The organism is Paenibacillus spiritus, assembly GCF_008710135.1.
Taxonomy (GTDB): Bacteria; Bacillota; Bacilli; order Paenibacillales; family Paenibacillaceae; genus Paenibacillus_AQ; species Paenibacillus_AQ glufosinatiresistens.
In genome coordinates this window covers 1-16,264 of the sequence record NZ_VYKK01000030.1, presented here as the reverse complement: position 1 = coordinate 16,264, position 16,264 = coordinate 1, and the positions used below count along the sequence as shown (strand labels likewise).

At 60.0% G+C, this 16,264-nt stretch carries 10 protein-coding genes and 3 riboswitches; all 10 genes read left to right on the top strand.

The genetic code is table 11. The features are described from left to right. The first annotated feature begins 158 nt into the window (after positions 1-158). Complete coding sequence (locus F4V43_RS17720; RefSeq protein ID WP_150459599.1) at positions 159-1,862, top strand: DUF58 domain-containing protein; 1,704 nt, start codon at positions 159-161, stop codon at positions 1,860-1,862. Next, the gene (locus tag F4V43_RS17715; protein ID WP_150459598.1) at positions 1,835-4,255 is read left to right on the top strand and encodes a transglutaminase-like domain-containing protein; all 2,421 of its coding nucleotides are present in this window, start codon (positions 1,835-1,837) and stop codon (positions 4,253-4,255) included. Before F4V43_RS17720 ends, F4V43_RS17715 begins: the two co-directional genes overlap by 28 nt. Positions 4,256-4,618: 363 nt before the next feature. Continuing rightward, the gene (gene guaA / locus F4V43_RS17710) at positions 4,619-6,157 is read left to right on the top strand and encodes a glutamine-hydrolyzing GMP synthase (RefSeq protein WP_150459597.1); all 1,539 of its coding nucleotides are present in this window, start codon (positions 4,619-4,621) and stop codon (positions 6,155-6,157) included. Positions 6,158-6,467: 310 nt separating this feature from the next. Then, on the top strand, positions 6,468-6,617 hold the full coding sequence (locus F4V43_RS20115; RefSeq protein WP_411898472.1) for a DUF6199 family natural product biosynthesis protein: 150 nt from the start codon (positions 6,468-6,470) through the stop codon (positions 6,615-6,617). A 97-nt stretch (positions 6,618-6,714) separates the two neighbouring features. Then, positions 6,715-6,814: riboswitch (purine riboswitch) on the top strand. 135 nt (positions 6,815-6,949) lie between these two features. Further along, positions 6,950-8,356 (top strand): NCS2 family permease, encoded by a 1,407-nt coding sequence (locus tag F4V43_RS17705; protein ID WP_150459714.1) that lies wholly within the window; start codon positions 6,950-6,952, stop codon positions 8,354-8,356. A gap of 279 nt (positions 8,357-8,635) precedes the next feature. Further along, positions 8,636-12,454 (top strand): glycosyltransferase family 39 protein, encoded by a 3,819-nt coding sequence (locus F4V43_RS17700; RefSeq protein ID WP_150459596.1) that lies wholly within the window; start codon positions 8,636-8,638, stop codon positions 12,452-12,454. A gap of 105 nt (positions 12,455-12,559) precedes the next feature. Then, positions 12,560-13,564 (top strand): glycosyltransferase family 2 protein, encoded by a 1,005-nt coding sequence (locus F4V43_RS17695; RefSeq protein WP_223879959.1) that lies wholly within the window; start codon positions 12,560-12,562, stop codon positions 13,562-13,564. After that, on the top strand, positions 13,557-14,006 hold the full coding sequence (locus F4V43_RS17690; protein WP_150459594.1) for a GtrA family protein: 450 nt from the start codon (positions 13,557-13,559) through the stop codon (positions 14,004-14,006). The genes F4V43_RS17695 and F4V43_RS17690 overlap by 8 nt, the downstream gene beginning before the upstream one ends. 25 nt (positions 14,007-14,031) lie before the next feature. Beyond that, positions 14,032-14,676 carry a class D sortase gene (locus F4V43_RS17685; RefSeq protein ID WP_150459593.1) on the top strand — a complete coding sequence of 215 codons (645 nt, stop codon included), beginning with the start codon at positions 14,032-14,034 and terminating at the stop codon, positions 14,674-14,676. Positions 14,677-14,791: 115 nt separating this feature from the next. Next, positions 14,792-14,874: riboswitch (cyclic di-GMP riboswitch) on the top strand. A 34-nt stretch (positions 14,875-14,908) separates the two neighbouring features. Beyond that, a riboswitch (cyclic di-GMP riboswitch) is annotated at positions 14,909-14,990 on the top strand. Positions 14,991-15,005: 15 nt separating this feature from the next. Continuing rightward, positions 15,006-15,812: a transglutaminase-like domain-containing protein gene (locus F4V43_RS17680; protein WP_150459592.1), complete on the top strand. Its 807-nt coding sequence runs from the start codon at positions 15,006-15,008 to the stop codon at positions 15,810-15,812. Positions 15,813-16,264 lie beyond the last annotated feature (452 nt).

Here is a 16,264-nt window from a genome sequence, read left to right as displayed (position 1 = left end):
CCAGAAGCGCGGTTCCGGCCGGAGAATCGGAATCAGACCGGCATGGAGAGCGCTGCCGGGCCGCTTGCTCAAGCCGTCTGTACCTGCTGGTTCATGGGCATACTGGTGCCGTAGAGCTTCGAAAGAGAAGCCATCCTTGACAGAAGGGAGACGGACCAGTGGAATCCAATGAATACAAGCGCTCCTTCCGGGAAGGCGGGAATGGGGGGGAGAATCGAATTCCGGGTCTGCCGGCGGAAGAGACAACATCGGCGGGAGGGTATCCGCCCAGAGGAAAGCGGAGCAGCGGGGCCGGCGCGGCAGATTCGGCAAGCCGGACTCCGGACGGGAAGAAGCAGAAGCGGGGGAGACTGTGGAGCCGGAGAAGAACCGGCAGACCCGGCGCCGAGAAGGAATCCGTCCCCGGCACACGGGAGAAGAATCGCCCGTCTGCCATGACGGCAAGCTCCGTAACCGGCTTGGGTACAGCCTGGGCAGACACGGGGCGATCTTCCCATCTGTTGTCGGACCCATCACCCGGACCGAAGGCGGTCCCGACAGGCGAATCGAAGGAGCATGCGCGCGGGAGCTCATCTTCGCCAAGGCGGGCGGCGGAGTGGGCCCGGGCTTTTGCCGTTCTTGGCCTGCTGGCAGGCTTGTATGCCGCGCTGGGCGGAGCCTCCCTGCTGTTCCTGCTGGAACTGTACGGGCTGCTCCTGCTGGGCGGCGCCGCGCTGCATCTGTTCGGTCCGCGCGCCTTCAACGCCGACCGGACCCTGTCCCGCACTTCCCTTGAGGCCGGGGGGACGGTCACGGTACATACAGAACTGACTTTCTCGTCTTGGCTTCCGGTTCCCTGGCTGCTGGCCGAAGACCGCTGGAACCGGACATGCCGGACAACGCTGCTGTTCCCGGGCCTCCGCCGCAAGCTGAGCTTCGACTATGAGCTGAATGGCGTTCAGAGAGGACGGCACCGGCTGGAGCTCGGACGGGCCGTCTGGGGGGATCTTCCGGGCTGGTTCACCGGCAGCCGTGAGACGGGGGACGGCCCCGAGCTTCTGGTAACGCCGGCGCCGCTGTATTACAGTCCCTTAAGCCTCACGCTTGCAGACTGCGCGGGCGCCGCAGTCCGCCGGGGCAGGGGAGATGGCGAAGAGTCCGATATCCGCAGCTATCGTCCGGGCGATCCGTTAAGCCGCGTTCACTGGAAGAGCAGCGCCCGCCGGGGAGAGCTGCTGACCCGCGAGCCGGAGCGGGAACGGAGCCGGATGCTCTGTATCGTCCTGGACAACAACGCCGCAGCCTATGAGCCGCTCCGCCCGCCCGCCGGAACCCGAGCGGGGACCGGGGCGGAGCGGCTGGCTCCGGCGCCCGCCTTTGAACTTGCAGTCTCGGCCGCCATGGGGCTGCTCCGGACCGCCGAGCGGGAACGGGCGTACACGCAATTGTTCGCCGAAGGCTGGCCGGAGCAGCAGGCCCGCTACGAAGGCCTCGGTCGCATCCCGGAACGGGTTCTGGCCTATATGGCCGAGGTCGCTCCCGTGGGCAGCCGCAGCCTGACCGCCCTGCTGGAGGAGGCGTCCCGCCAGTGCCTTCCCGGCATGTCGTTGGCCGTTGTGACCGGACGGCTGGAGCGCAGCGGCGCTTCGGCCCTGGCCCGGCTGCTTGCCCAGGGCGTGGAGGTGCAGGTGTATTACGCCTGGGACGAGGAAGCACCCGCAGCGGCGGCTCCGGGAGAAGCCGCCGACGCTGCCTGGAAGTCCTCCGCCGGCATCGGAGAGAGTCTCCGGCGCCTGGGGGCCGTTCTCTATCGGCTGGACCAGGGGCAGCGGAGACTTGAAGGGGGCGGGCAGGCATGGACCGGCCGCGGCCAAGTGCTCTGAGCGCTGCGGGTTCCCGTTCGGACCGGAAGAGAGCCGCTTCCTTCTCCTCCGTGCGGGACGGCGGCCCGGCTCCCGCGGACGAAGCGGAGCTTCCGCTGGCCTACCGGCTTGCCATTGCCGCCCTGCTGTGCGGAATCCTCGGGCTGTGGCTGTACCCGCTTCGGGCCTTGGGCGGCTCCTCCCATGCGGAACTGCTCCGGACGCTGGGCCTGCTGGCCGGAGCGCTGCTGCTGACAGACGCCCTGCGGTTACCCCGGCGGCTGCGCGCCGCGGTTCGCCTTGTGCTGGTTGCTGCGGTCTGGCTGTATTTGGCGGATGCAGCCGAAGCAGCGCAATCGGGAGGCTGGCTGCGGCTTGGCCTGCGCGACGCCGTGCTGCTGGTCTCGGGCCGCGTCACCGAGATGAGCGGCAGCGGCCGTCTGGCGCTGCTGCTCGCCGGCTGGGGACTGCTGGTCTGGTCGGTCGGTTATTTGGCCGCTGTCCGGGGAAGCTGTCTGCTGTTTACAGCGATTACTGTCGCTTACCTGGCTGCACTTGACCGGGGGCTGGAGTTGGACACGCTGGGCGTTACGGCCGCAGCGGCCGCGCTGCTGCTGGGGCTTCACGGCCTCTGCGGTCTGATTCGCCTGCGGGAGAAGGCAGCGCAAGCGGAGACAGAAACGGGGACGGAAACGGAGATAGCGGCGGAACCAAAACTCGGGAGTCTACCCGGATTCTTCCGGATTCAGGAAAGCGGCGGCCAGCCGCAGCCGCCCTTCCGGAGCTGGTGCCGCGGAAGCCTGGCGGCTGCGGCGCTGATTGCCGGCCTGGCCTGGTGCCTTCACGGCCGGATGGGAATTCCGGAGCGGGATGCGCCCGGAATTGTACCGATGCTGGAACGCCTGCGCAGCTGGGATGCAGGCTACAGGGAGCGGAGCGGAGGCGATGCGCCTGGAGCGGTTCCGGCTTCTACCGGCTATGGAACAGACGCCCGGACAGAGCTGGGCCGTCCGCTTCACCCCTCTGATCTGCCGGTATTCCGTGCTCTAACGCCGGAACGCACCTACTGGCGCGGGGAGAGCTATGACCGTTACGACGGCCGGAGATGGAGCAAGTCCAAGGAGCTGACGCCGGTTCCCTTGAAGGAGGCCGGAATGAGGCTTCGGGAGGAAACAGAAGAAGAGGCCGGAGCTTCCGGGGAGCGCCGTAAGATCATTCAGCAGGTGGTGCTCGAACGGACCCCGCCCGCGTCCGGCCTGCCGCTCTTTGCCGGAGGAGAAGTGGCCGAGGTCGCTTCCGTTCAGCTCAGAGGCGGAAGCAGGCTGGGCTATGTCCTTCTGGACGAAGCCCGGGGCGACCTCCGGCTGCCCGGATCGCCCGGGGCTGCCGGCTCGGACGGCTCGCTGCCGGCGGGTCTCTTCCCCGCAGGGGCCGGCCCGAGAAGCACAGTCACAGGGTATAAGGTCAGCGCGTATCTGCCTTTGACCGATCCGGCCGCGCTCCGGCGGGAGAAGGGCGCAGACCCGGCGGCGGTTCGGCGCGAGCTTCAGCTTCCCGGAGAGCTGCCGGACCGGGTGCGGAAGCTGGCCCGGCAGCTGACGGCCTCTGCGGCTACCCGGTATGACGCCGCAGTCGCGGTCCGCGATTATCTGCGCCATACGTACGCCTACACGCTGAATACGCGGATTCCCCCCGCGGACAGCGACTTTGTCGACGACTTTCTGTTCACGGCCCGGCGGGGCTATTGCGTGCATTTCGCAACGGCGATGACCGTCCTGCTGCGCAGTGCCGGGATTCCGGCCCGCTATACGGCGGGCTACGGGCCCGGAACGCCGTCCGAAGGTCAGCCCGGGACGGTGACGGTAACCGACGCAGATTCCCATGCCTGGGTCGAGGTTTATTTTCCGGGCGCCGGCTGGGTGCCGTTCGACCCGACGCCTGCGGCGTCCGGTCTTCCCCAAGCCGCCGCCGGCCCGGGCGCGCCCGCGCTGCCGCGCGCCCGGGCCGCGCAGTCCGGCGGTCCTGCGGCCGCCGCCGGCCTGCGCGCTGCGCCGCCCGCAGCCGCGGCGGCGCTTCTGGCTGCCGCCGCGGCCTGGCGGCGGCGGCGGACGCTCGCGCTGCTGCGGCTGTGCAGCGCGGGAAGGGACGAGCGGCTGGCGCAGGCCGCCGCTCTCGCCTGGGCCGGGCTTGCGGCGCGCTACGGAGCGCCGCCGCCCGGCCGGACGGGCAGGGAGTATGCCGACTCCCTGCCGATCGACGATGCCGGACTGCGCGAAGCGGTCCGGCGGTTCGTCCGCCAGTGGGAGACACTGGCGTATCGCCGGCCTCCGGCCGGCGGGGCGGGGTCCGGCGGAATGGATGGCGGAGAGCGGTTCCTCCGCGACTGCCGGACTATCGTGGCCCGGCTGGAGTAGCGGCCGGCCAGGGAGCTGCCCTCCCCCCGGCAGGGCAGCTCGGGTCCGCCCGGGCTTCCCGCAGGCGGGGCAGTATGGAACAGCCCGGCGGAACAGCACGCCAGGCCCAGAGTCTTCGCCTACCCCGGACTGAAGTTCCCTCCCGCTTCAGCGAGACTGCCCGGTTGCCCGGTCCCGGTTGGCCCGGGACCCTGTCTGGTCCGGCCCCGTTTCCCGGCCTGGGGAGCGGGGCCTTTGCTTGCCGCTTCGCCGGGAGTCGGGTCCTCGGAGCAGAGGGGTGACCTTGTACGGCGGACATTTCCCGCCGTTGTCGTTTTGGAGCCGCACGTGTATAATGAATCCAATAATTAAGGGAGGCAAGTAATGAATAAGCCAAATGAATTGATTGTTGTGCTTGATTTCGGGGGGCAATACAACCAGCTGATCGCTCGCCGTATCCGGGACCTCGGGGTATACAGCGAGCTGATGCCGTTTAATACGCCGGTCGAGAAGATCAAGGCGCTGTCGCCGAAGGGCATCGTGTTCTCCGGCGGACCGATGAGCGTCTACGCAGAAGACGCGCCGCATGTCGATCCGGCGATCTATGACCTCGGCCTGCCGATCTTCGGCATCTGCTACGGGATGCAGCTCATGGCCCAGCAGCTCGGCGGCACCGTCGAACGTGCGGAGAAGCGGGAGTACGGCAAGGCCGCACTGCGCTTCGGAGAAGGCGCGAAGCTCGTTCAGGGCCTGGAGAGCGTCCAGACCGTCTGGATGAGCCACGGGGACCATGTCGTCCGGCTGCCGGAAGGCTTCAAGCTGGATGCGGGCACCGAGAGCGCTCCGATTGCGGCGATGAGCGACGAGAAGCGCGGTCTGTACGCCGTACAGTTCCATCCGGAAGTTCGCCACTCCGTGCAAGGCAGCGAGATGATCTCCAACTTCCTGTATGAAGTGTGCGGCTGCGAGGGGAACTGGACGATGGAGACGTTCATCGAAGACGCAATTGCGGACATCCGCGGCAAGGTCGGCGACCGGAAGGTGCTCTGCGCGCTGAGCGGCGGCGTGGATTCCTCCGTGGTGGCGATGCTGATTCACCGGGCGATCGGGGACCAGCTGACCTGTATGTTCATCGACCACGGCCTGCTGCGCAAGGGCGAGGCCGAGAGCGTCATGGAGACCTTTGTCGGCAAATTCGATATTCACGTCGTGAAGATCGACGCCCGCGACCGCTTCCTCGGCAAGCTGGCCGGTGTGGACGACCCCGAACGCAAGCGCAAAATCATTGGCAATGAATTCATCTACTGCTTCGACGAAGAATCGGCCAAGCTCGGCGATTTCGACTTTCTGGCCCAGGGGACGCTGTATACCGACATCGTCGAGAGCGGAACGGCTACCGCCCAGACCATCAAGTCGCATCATAACGTCGGCGGTTTGCCGGAAGACATGAAGTTCAGCCTGATCGAGCCGCTGAACACCCTCTTCAAGGATGAAGTCCGCAAAGTCGGCGAAGAGCTCGGCCTCCCGCGCGAGATCGTCTGGCGTCAGCCGTTCCCGGGTCCGGGACTGGCCATCCGCGTGCTGGGCGAAGTGACGGAAGACAAGCTGCAGATCGTCCGCGACTCCGACTTCATCCTGCGCGAAGAGATTGCGAAGGCCGGTCTGGACAACGAAATCTGGCAGTATTTCACGGCGCTACCGAACATGAGAAGCGTCGGCGTGATGGGCGACGCCCGCACCTACTCCTACACCGTCGGCATCCGCGCCGTAACCTCCATCGACGGCATGACCGCCGACTGGGCCCGCATCCCGTGGGATGTGCTGGAGAAGATTTCGGTACGGATCGTCAACGAGGTCGATAACGTCAACCGCGTAGTGTACGACATCACATCGAAGCCGCCGGCCACCATTGAGTGGGAATAACCTGGGATTCACCGTTGAATCACATTTCTGTCTGAGGCAATAACGCTTGATTTCCTCTCTTCTATTTGCGTCGTTTAGCGAATGGAAGAGAGTTTTTTATGTCCATAATTAAATGCCAAAGTAATGCCAAAGTATTAAGAGCATCACTGTCTGCCGGACTCATCCGCTGTAGAATCTTTGCCAATCAGAGGGATTCGCCGTATGGCGGAATTCAGGGAGGGGATGATCGGGTGCCGCCTGAAATCAAAGTGATATCCGGGTTGTATACAATCTTCTTATGCTTTGGACAGGAGCTGCATGATTCGCCGCGATAAAGCCAAGAACATTTTGGAGTATAACGCAGGGTTGGAAGTCAACACGGGAGCCTTCACCTGCGTATTTTCTATTTTCCCGGGTCGGAACCAGCCATCCCACAGAGAGAATAACATCGCTGCCATGTCCGCACATTCGCTTGCCGTAGCAGACAATTATTGCAATAATCCGAACATTAATGGATATAAACTTCCGAATGTTCGTTTTTACCATTGACAACTCATGTGAGCCCGTCCTAAAATGAGAGGCGTTGGCACATCAATATTCGTATAATTCCGGGAATCGGCCCGGAAGTTTCTACAAGGTCACCGTAATGACCTGGCTACGATTAGAGATGCCGCAGGTTTGCCGTTCTTTGCGTTTTTCATCTTTGCGCAAAGAGAGAGCACTTGGCGGCATTCTTTTCCGGCCGGGGTCGATTTTGACACCGGTCTTTTGCTGTTGCCCGTCTATCACCATTTACCTTAGGGGGAGAACATGTTGGAACGCTTTTTCAAGCTCAAGCAGAATGGTACCACCGTACGAACGGAAATTATGGCCGGTCTGACCACCTTCATGGCTATGGCCTACATCCTGTCCGTCAATCCGAGTACGCTGACCGCGTTCGGGCAAGTTGAAGGGCTGGGCTGGTACTCCGTTTTCCTGGCGACCGCGCTGGCCGCGGGTATTTTTACGATCGCCATGGGCTTGTTCATTAATTTTCCGGTAGCGCTCGCGCCCGGTATGGGGCTTAACGCCTACTTCGCATCGGTGGTTCTCTCGTCCGCCACAACGGATCACCCGTTCACCTGGGAGATGGGACTGACAGCCGTCTTTATCTCGGGTCTGATCTTTATCCTGCTCACCATTACGCGCGTTCGCCAGATTCTGCTGGATGCGATTCCGGACGGACTCAAGCATGCCATCACCGTCGGCATCGGGTTGTTCATTACTATTATCGGTCTGAAGAACAGCGGTCTGATGACGATCGGCGTGGAAGCCGGCAACGATATCGCCGCAGGCAAGTTCACCGACATCCTCTCGTTCGAGAGCGTGATTCATCTAGGAAGCTTGGAAGACAAGAACGTTCAGCTCGCTATCATCGGCCTGCTGCTGATCGGCGTCCTGATGGTGCTGCGTGTGAAAGGCGCGATCCTCTTCGGGATTCTGGGTACCACCGTCGCCGGCATTCTGATGGGCGTTGTCGACTTCGATACCCTGTCCAACCCGGCTACGCCTTGGACGCCGGACTTCAGCCAGCTCAACTTTGCCTCCTTCGACTGGGACGGCATTATGCATACCGGCCTTGTATCCGCCATCGCAACCTTTACCTTTGTTGAACTGTTCGATACCTTCGGCACACTGGTCGGCACCGCAACCCGCGCCGGAATTATGGACGACCCTGAAGAAGGCAAGCGCCGCGTCGGCAAAGCCATGTTGGTCGACGCCGCTGCCGTTACCGGCGGAGCCCTGCTGGGCACCTCGACGACAACGGCCTATGTGGAGAGCGCAGCGGGCGTCGCCGAAGGCGGACGCACCGGTCTGACCGCCGTAACCACCGGCATCTGCTTCCTGCTCGCCCTGTTCCTGGCTCCGGTAGCCGCGCTGATTCCGGGCTCGGCCACCGCCGCCGCCCTGATTATCGTTGGCGTGCTGATGGCCCAGTCCATCAAGCACATTGATTTTGACGACATGGTGATTGCGATTCCGGCGTTCATGACGCTGGCGATCATGCCGTTCACCTACAACATTGCCAACGGCATTTCCTTCGGCATCGTATTCTACGTCATTCTGGCGACCATCGCCAATCTTAGAGGCAGCGAGAAGACATACAAAGTTCACTGGATGATGTGGCTGCTCGCCGTTCTGATCGTTCTGCGGTATATCCTGATCGGCAGCCAGGGCTAAAGCCCGGCCTTACCGGCAGGCTTCAAGCCTTTCTTCCCGTATTTAACCGAATATCGCGGCAGAGCGCAGCGCGCCCTGCCCAAGCCGGCCGGCCAAGAAGCTTCTCGCGCTTTTTGACGGCCGGCTTTTTAGTCTGTCCGTCCCTTCCGTCCCGACGGACATTACAGGGTCGCTCGTCGCCTTTCCTTCAACCGCCAATTGCATTATATTGAAGTGAGGAAGTTCGACAGATTACATAGAGACTACTTATTCAGAAGGGACGAAGACGAGGGTGATGACATGTTGAAGGTAAGGCGGATCGCCGCAGCCGTACTCACGGTCTGGCTGGTCGCCCTGCTGGCGGTTCCCGGGGGAATCGGCCACGCTGCAGGAAATATGCTGAACAATTCGGGATTTGAAGAGCTGGACGGCAATGCACCGGCGGGCTGGACCCGGGATGCCTGGGTGCCGGACGAGGCGGCGGGAACGATCGCGGTGGAATCAGAGGAGGTTCATTCCGGCAGGAACGCCGCCGTGATCGAGAACGTTCAGCAGAACCATGCCAAATGGCTGCAGACCGTAGCGGTCAAGCCGGATAGCCTCTACCGGATTTCGGGCTGGATCAAGGTCGTCAGCGCGGGGGCGGAGGGCTTCGGGGCCAATATTGTCGTCGCGGGTCTTGGCAGCGGCTATCCGGCGCTGTCCGATACCGGCGGACAATGGGAGAAGCTGGAGTTCGTCGGCCGTACGGGCGGCGACCAGAAAGAAATCTCCATAGGTCCGGCGCTTGGCGGCTACGGCAGCCTGAACACCGGCAAAGCCTATTTTGACGATATATCAATAGAAGAGCTGTCGGAAGCGCCCGCCGGCGCTTCGGTCATTTCACTTGACGGGGACCAGACCTCGGCGCCGAAGGAGGAGTCGGGCAACACCGGAGATGTTTCTCCCAAGAGCGTCCTGCTGTTCTCTGCTTTGTTCACCGTTTTCTTTGTGCTGATGTACCGCTCGGCCATGCGCAGCAGACGGCTCCTGGACCGCCCGGAGAAGACGGTGCGTTTCTGGTTCATCCTGACGCTTGCGGCTGCGTTCGTGCTGAGACTCTGGCTCGGCTGGACCCAGCAGGGCTACCTGAACGACATGAAGACCTTCATGTACTGGGGGCAGCGGGTCGCCGATCTGGGACCGGGCCGCTTCTATGAAGAGGGTGTCTTCGCGGACTATCCGCCGGGTTATCTCTATATTCTGTATCTTCTGCATGAGATCAAGCTGGGACTCGGGCTGGCGGCGGGCTCTTCCGGCGAAATGCTGCTGTTCAAGCTTCCGGCGATTGTGGCCGATCTGATTACGGGCGTGCTGCTGTACCGGTTCGTCTGCAAAAAATGGGGCAGCGGCCTCGCGCTGGCGCTCGCCGCCCTTTACTTGTTCAATCCGGCCGTCCTGACGGATTCGGCCGTGTGGGGCCAGGCGGACTCGTTCTTCGTCCTGTTCCTGCTGCTCAGCATTATGGCTGTCGCCGACAAGCGGTTGGCGGTAGCCGCCCTGTGGTTCGCCATTGCGACCGCAGTCAAGCCGCAGGCGCTGATCTTTACCCCGGTGCTGCTGTTTGCGTTCTATCATCATCGCGCCTGGAAAGAACTGCTGAAGGGGGCGCTGTACGGACTGGCGGCCCTGGCTGCCATCGCGCTGCCGTTCTTCTGGGGCAACGGGGGCATCAAAGGCATAATCGACCTGTACAGCAGCACGCTCTCGTCCTATCCGTACTCAACGGTCAATGCCTTCAATCTGTATACGCTGATTGCGCCGTCCTGGGCGCCGATCGACCGGACGTGGCTCGGCATCCCGTTCCGGATCTGGGGGAGCATCTTCATTGTCGTAACGGTGCTGCTGGCCGGCCTGTTCTCCTTCCGGAAGAACCGGCAGGATCTCTCCAAGTCGTACTATATCGCCATGCTGATGATCGTCGTCATGTTCGTGCTCGGCACCAAAATGCATGAGCGCTACATGTTCCCGGCGCTCATTCTGTCGCTCTTTGCCTATGCCGCTTCGCGGGACCGCAGACTGCTTCTGCTGTTCTTCGGCTTCTCGCTGACCCAGTATATCAATGTCCGGTATGTGCTCATCTTCCTGAACGCCTCCCAGACGCCGGGTTCGGACGGCATCGTGCTGCTGACCTCCATTGCGAATCTGGGGCTGCTGCTGTATATGCTCTATGTCGGCTGGGATATCTATTTCAGAGGCCGGGTGCTGCCGCTTCCGGGCCCGCGGTCCGAAGAAGAGCAGCGCCGGTCCCAAATAGCGCTCGCCGAGGAGCTGCGGCCGCTGGCCGGCTCCGCCGTATCCCGCGGTGCGCGGATGGGACGGAAGGACTGGATCTGGATGGGCGCCATCACCGTGCTGTACGGCGCTCTGGCTTTGACCAACCTCGGTTCGGACCGCTCCCCGCAGACGGTCTGGGAGCCGCAGACCGGCAGCAGCGTCGTTGTCGATCTCGGAAGCTCGCAGCAATTGGAGAAGGCCAAGACATTCGGAGGAGTGGGGACCGGCGCCTTTAAGCTGGAATTCAGCGAGACGGGGGATAATTGGTCGGGACCGGTCATCGTGAATGAGGAGGTCGGCAATGTATTCATCTGGAAGGAACAGGTGCTGAATACATCCGCCCGCTATGTCCGGATCACAGCGACCTCGCCGGGATTCTTCCTGCACGAAATGGCCTTCTATGCGCCCGGAACCTCGGAGCCGCTGCCGGTTGCATCGGCGGTAGATGCCGGCTCCCCCGCCAAGAAGGGGACGGGAGCCATGCTGTTCGATGAACAGAGCAAGGTTCCGGCCCATATGGGCTACATGAACAGTTCCTATTTTGATGAAATCTATCATGCCCGGACCGCTTATGAGTACATGCACGGCATCGTGCCTTACGAGAACACCCACCCGCCGCTCGGCAAGCTGCTGATTGCCGCCGGGATGGAAGTGTTCGGCGTCACGCCGTTCGGCTGGCGGATTGTGGGCACGCTGTTCGGTATCGCAATGCTGCCAACGCTCTATGTAATGGCGCTCCGCCTGTTCGGCAGAACCCGTTACGCGGCGCTGGCCGCAGGACTGTTCGCGCTGGACTTCATGCATTTTACCCAGACGCGAATCTCCACCATTGATGTCTACGGCGTGTTCTTCATTATTCTGATGTTCTACTTCATGCAGCGGTACGTGGCAATGGACTTCTACCGCGTGCCGCTTCGAAAGACGCTTTGGCCGCTCTTCTGGTCCGGGCTGTTCTTCGGCATCGGCGTCGCCTCCAAATGGATTGTGCTGTACGGAGGAGCGGGCCTTGCCGTTATGCTGTTCATTGCGCTCTATGACCGCTACCGCCAGTACCGGGCGGCCCGGGGAGTGCTGGAACGCGGGAGCGGCGATCAGGAGCTGGCCGCCGCCTGCCGGTCGGCGTCGGCCGTCTTTTGGCGAAACACCGTTCTTACGCTTGGGTCCTGCGTGGCATTCTTCGTTCTGATTCCGGCGGCCATCTACAGCCTGTCGTTCATACCGGTGCTGTCGGTGACAGGGCAAGGCTATACGTTCAGCGGCCTGATTGAGGCCCAGAAGAACATGTACGATTATCACAGCCAGCTGACCGCGACCCATCCGTTCGCTTCGCAGTGGTGGCAGTGGCCGTTCATGAAGCGGCCGGTCTGGTTCTTCAGCGGCGGAGACGGCCTGCCGGCCGGCAAGGTCAGCAGTATTGTGACGATGGGCAACCCGGTGATCTGGTGGACCGGCATTTTTGCCCTGCTGGCTGCCCTGTGGATGACGATCAAGCGGGGCGAGAAGAAGCTGTATGTGCTCTGGATCGGCTTCTTCTCCCAATTCATTCCCTGGATGCTTGTTCCGCGCCAGACGTTCCTTTATCATTATTTCGCGATGGTGCCTTTCCTGATTCTGGCTCTGGTATATATGCTGAAGCTTGCCGACGGCAGACTGGCTCCGAAGCGGGCGAACGCGCTGCTGGGTATCTATGCAGCCGCGGCCGCCGTCTTGTTCGTGATGTTCTACCCCGTTCTGTCGGGTATGCAGGTCACCAAAGACTACGTGGACATTATGCTCCGCTGGTTCCCGACCTGGGTATTCTGATCTTGCGTTTTAAGAGAGACATAACCGTGCGGGCAGTTTCCGGGACTGGAGCTGTCCGCATTGTTTATCATTTGTGTGTATAGGAGGCTTATGGTGGTGAATGCGGTGAATGCCAAATACAGTGTCATTATTCCGATGTACAACGAGGAACAGGTCATTGCCCACACCTATGAACGGCTGTCCAAAGTCATGGACTGCTGCGGCGATACGTATGAACTGGTGTTCGTGAACGACGGGAGCCGGGACCGTACTATGACGATTATGAGGGAGATCGCAGACCGCGATCCGCGGGTGAAGATTATCGATTTTTCCCGGAACTTCGGTCATCAGGTGGCGATTACGGCAGGAATGGATTACGCCCGGGGAGAGGCGATCGTCGTCATTGATGCGGATCTTCAGGACCCTCCCGAAGTCATTCTGGAGATGATTGCGAAGTGGAAGCAGGGTTATGAAGTCGTGTACGGCAAACGTCTGAAGCGACACGGCGAGACGGCGTTCAAGAAAGTGACAGCCAAGCTGTACTACCGTCTGCTCAGCAGCATGACAAGCGTCGATATCCCGACCGATACCGGAGACTTCCGGCTGATTGATCGCAAGGTGGCCGACGTGCTGCGCGGCCTTAAGGAGAAGAACCGGTACGTTCGCGGACTGGTGAGCTGGGTAGGCTTTCAGCAGACGAGCGTGGAATACGTGCGGGAGGAACGTTTTGCCGGGGAGACCAAGTATCCGCTCAAAAAAATGCTCCGGTTCGCCCTAGACGGCATCACCTCTTTCTCTCACAAGCCGCTCAAGATCGCGTCCTATATCGGCTTTGCCTTGTCCCTTTCGAGCTTTCTGTACCTGTTCTTCGTGCTGTTCCAGAAGCTCTTTACTTCCCGGACCGTCCCCGGATGGGCCTCGATTGTCGGCGTCAATCTGCTGTTCAACGGGATTATGCTGATGCTGCTGGGGGTAATCGGTGAATATATCGGCCGGATCTACGATGAGGCCAAAGGCAGACCGCTGTATATCGTGCGTCAGGAGACCGGATACGCAAGGCTGCCGGGTGAAGAGCGGGAGCTTCTGGAAGAGGACGGCGCTCAGGCAAGGGAGGAGAACGGCCGTGGCTGAGTTCAAGCGACGGGCCGATCTGATTCAATTCCTTAAATTCAATGCGGTCGGCGTGCTGAATACGATAGTGGACTTTGCCGTCTTCACCGTACTGAACAGTCTGGGGCTGTTCTATACCGCGGCCCAGGTGCTGTCCTACAGCGCGGGCACGGCCAACAGCTTTATCTGGAACAAGAAAATAACATTTCGGGATCAGGAGAGTTCCCGGAACGACCGGTTTGACCGCGGCCAGCTGCTGCGGTTCATCATTCTGAATCTGTGCGTAATGGGACTCTCTCTCGTTCTGATCCGTTTACTGACCGATACACTGGGGATTCAAGTGCTGCTCTCCAAAGCGGCGGTTACCTTCATAACCGTCATAATCAACTTCTTCGGCAGCCGCAAATGGGTATTCGTCAAGCCGAAGGGGACGCCGGTCGGCGACCGGACGTCTTCGCAATAAGCGGACCGAGAAAGGAGCTTCTTCAATGCGGAAACTATCCTATCTGCTGATTGCAGCCGGAATACTGGTCTTGCTGTATCCGTGGGGCAACGAGCGTTATAACGACTGGCAGCAGGCGAGACTCCTGGCCGAAGCGGAGAGAAGCTTTGCCGATGCCGATACCGCAACTCCATCGCCGGGAAGCTCCGATCTGCGAAGCAAATATGAGGCCGTATCCCGGATTCTGCAGGAGGGGGAATTGGAAGAGCCGGAGGCATCTCCCGAAGCGGCATCCGAGGAGCATGCCATCGGGGTGATCGAGATCCCTTCAATAGAAGTGAAGCTCCCGATTCTTGAAGGAGCGACCAAAGCGAACATGAAGCATGCGGCAGCTCATGTCGCCGGGACGGCACCGCTCGGAGAGAGCGGCAACTCTGCCGTTGCGGCGCACCGGGCGCATACCAAAGGGCGGCTCTTCAACCGCCTGGGAGAGGTCAAGATCGGGGATTCCATCGTAGTTAAAGCTCGCGGGCAGATCTATTCGTATAAGGTCGTTGAGATCCGGCGCGTGCTGCCGACCGATCTTAGGGTGTTGGAAGACCGGGGCCAGGACTCTATGCTTACTCTGATAACCTGCGATCCAATGATCAATCCCACCCACAGACTTATCATCCATGCCAAAATGCCTTGATGCAGTAAAGTTCAACCGGGTTTTTACGAAAAAAATATTAAAATTTGGAAGTTTTATTGCTCGAAACTATTGAACGGGCTCTGCAAATATGGTAATCTATTAACAGAAAAGCTAAACACGATAACGGCAAACCTGTCGAAAGGCAGGGACGCAAAGCTACAGGGCCTTTCCCGCAAGGGGTGGCAGCCAGCTACCGAATGAAGAGGCTTTTTTTGTTGTTTAGATAAGGCTGCAACGATAATAGCAAACCTGTCGAAAGGCAGGGACGCAAAGCTACAGGGCCTTCCCGCGAGGGGTGGCAGCCAGTTGCCGAAAGGAGTTTTATCAAAATGAATAAGAAATGGTACAGCATGCTGCTTGCAGGCGTCATCGGCCTCGGCGCTCTCCCGCTCGTTCCGTCCTCTGTCCAAGCCTCCGCCGACTGGATGGATACTTCCAAGGTGAGTCAGGGAGTTGTCGGCGTACAATATGATGTTACCCCGTCCGTCCGAACGAAAGTTATGATAACCAAAGACGGCAAGAGCTATAACTACACACTGCCGAGCGATTCCGAGGAATGGTTCCCGCTTCAGCAGGGAAATGGCTCGTATCAAGTCTCCGTACTGGAGAACACAAGCGGCAACAAATACAAATTGATCTTCTCCGAGACGGTGTCCCTCTCCCTGTCCAATCCGAATGCGGCCTATCTCGGCTCGGTACAGAACATCAAATGGGATGCCACCGACAAATCTATTCAGATCGCGAAGGAACTGACGAAGAATGCTTCGACAGACATGGACAAGGTGAAACTGATCTATAACTACGTAGTAGACAATATTAAATACGACTACACGCTGGCCGCCAACCTGCCGGCTGACTATATCCCCAACATCGAGAATACACTGAGCAGCAAGAAGGGAATCTGCTATGACTACTCGGCTTTGTTCGCCGCGATGCTCCGCAGCGTAGGCGTTCCGACCAAGCTCGTGATGGGCAGCAGCGATTATGTGAAAGAATATCATGCCTGGAACGAAGTCATGGTCGGCGGCACATGGATCACGATTGATACGACCGTGGACGCCGGGCTTGCCAAGAGCAAGAAGAGCGTAGCGCTGGCCAAGAGCAGCAGCAAGTACGCTCCGGCCAAGGTTTATTAATCTTCTGAATAGTGAAGATGCTGAATAATGAATGAAATCAAGGACAAGCCCATAGAAGAGGGGTTGTCCTTTTTGGTATAACGCAAATCTTGGGAATTTAATGTAATTAAATAATTTACGAAAAAGGGTTGCATTCAGTTAGCGAGCATGGTATATTCTTATTCCGGCCGATTGATCCTGATTCGATCGAATGAAACAAGATCAAAAAAAGTGCTTGCACAAAACGGTCGGACGTGATATAGTATAAGAGTTGCTGGTGCGAATGAGCATCAGCGATGAAGATGGTTTGATCTTTGAAAACTGAACAACGAGTGAGTATTAATCGAGAGTAACATCTCGTCAGATTCATCTTATGAGCAAGTCAAACGAACTTGTTCGTCCGAAAGGATCGGCTCAGCTGAGCTCAATATCTTTCGGACGTTCAGCTCGACGAAGGTCGAGCCTTTTATGGA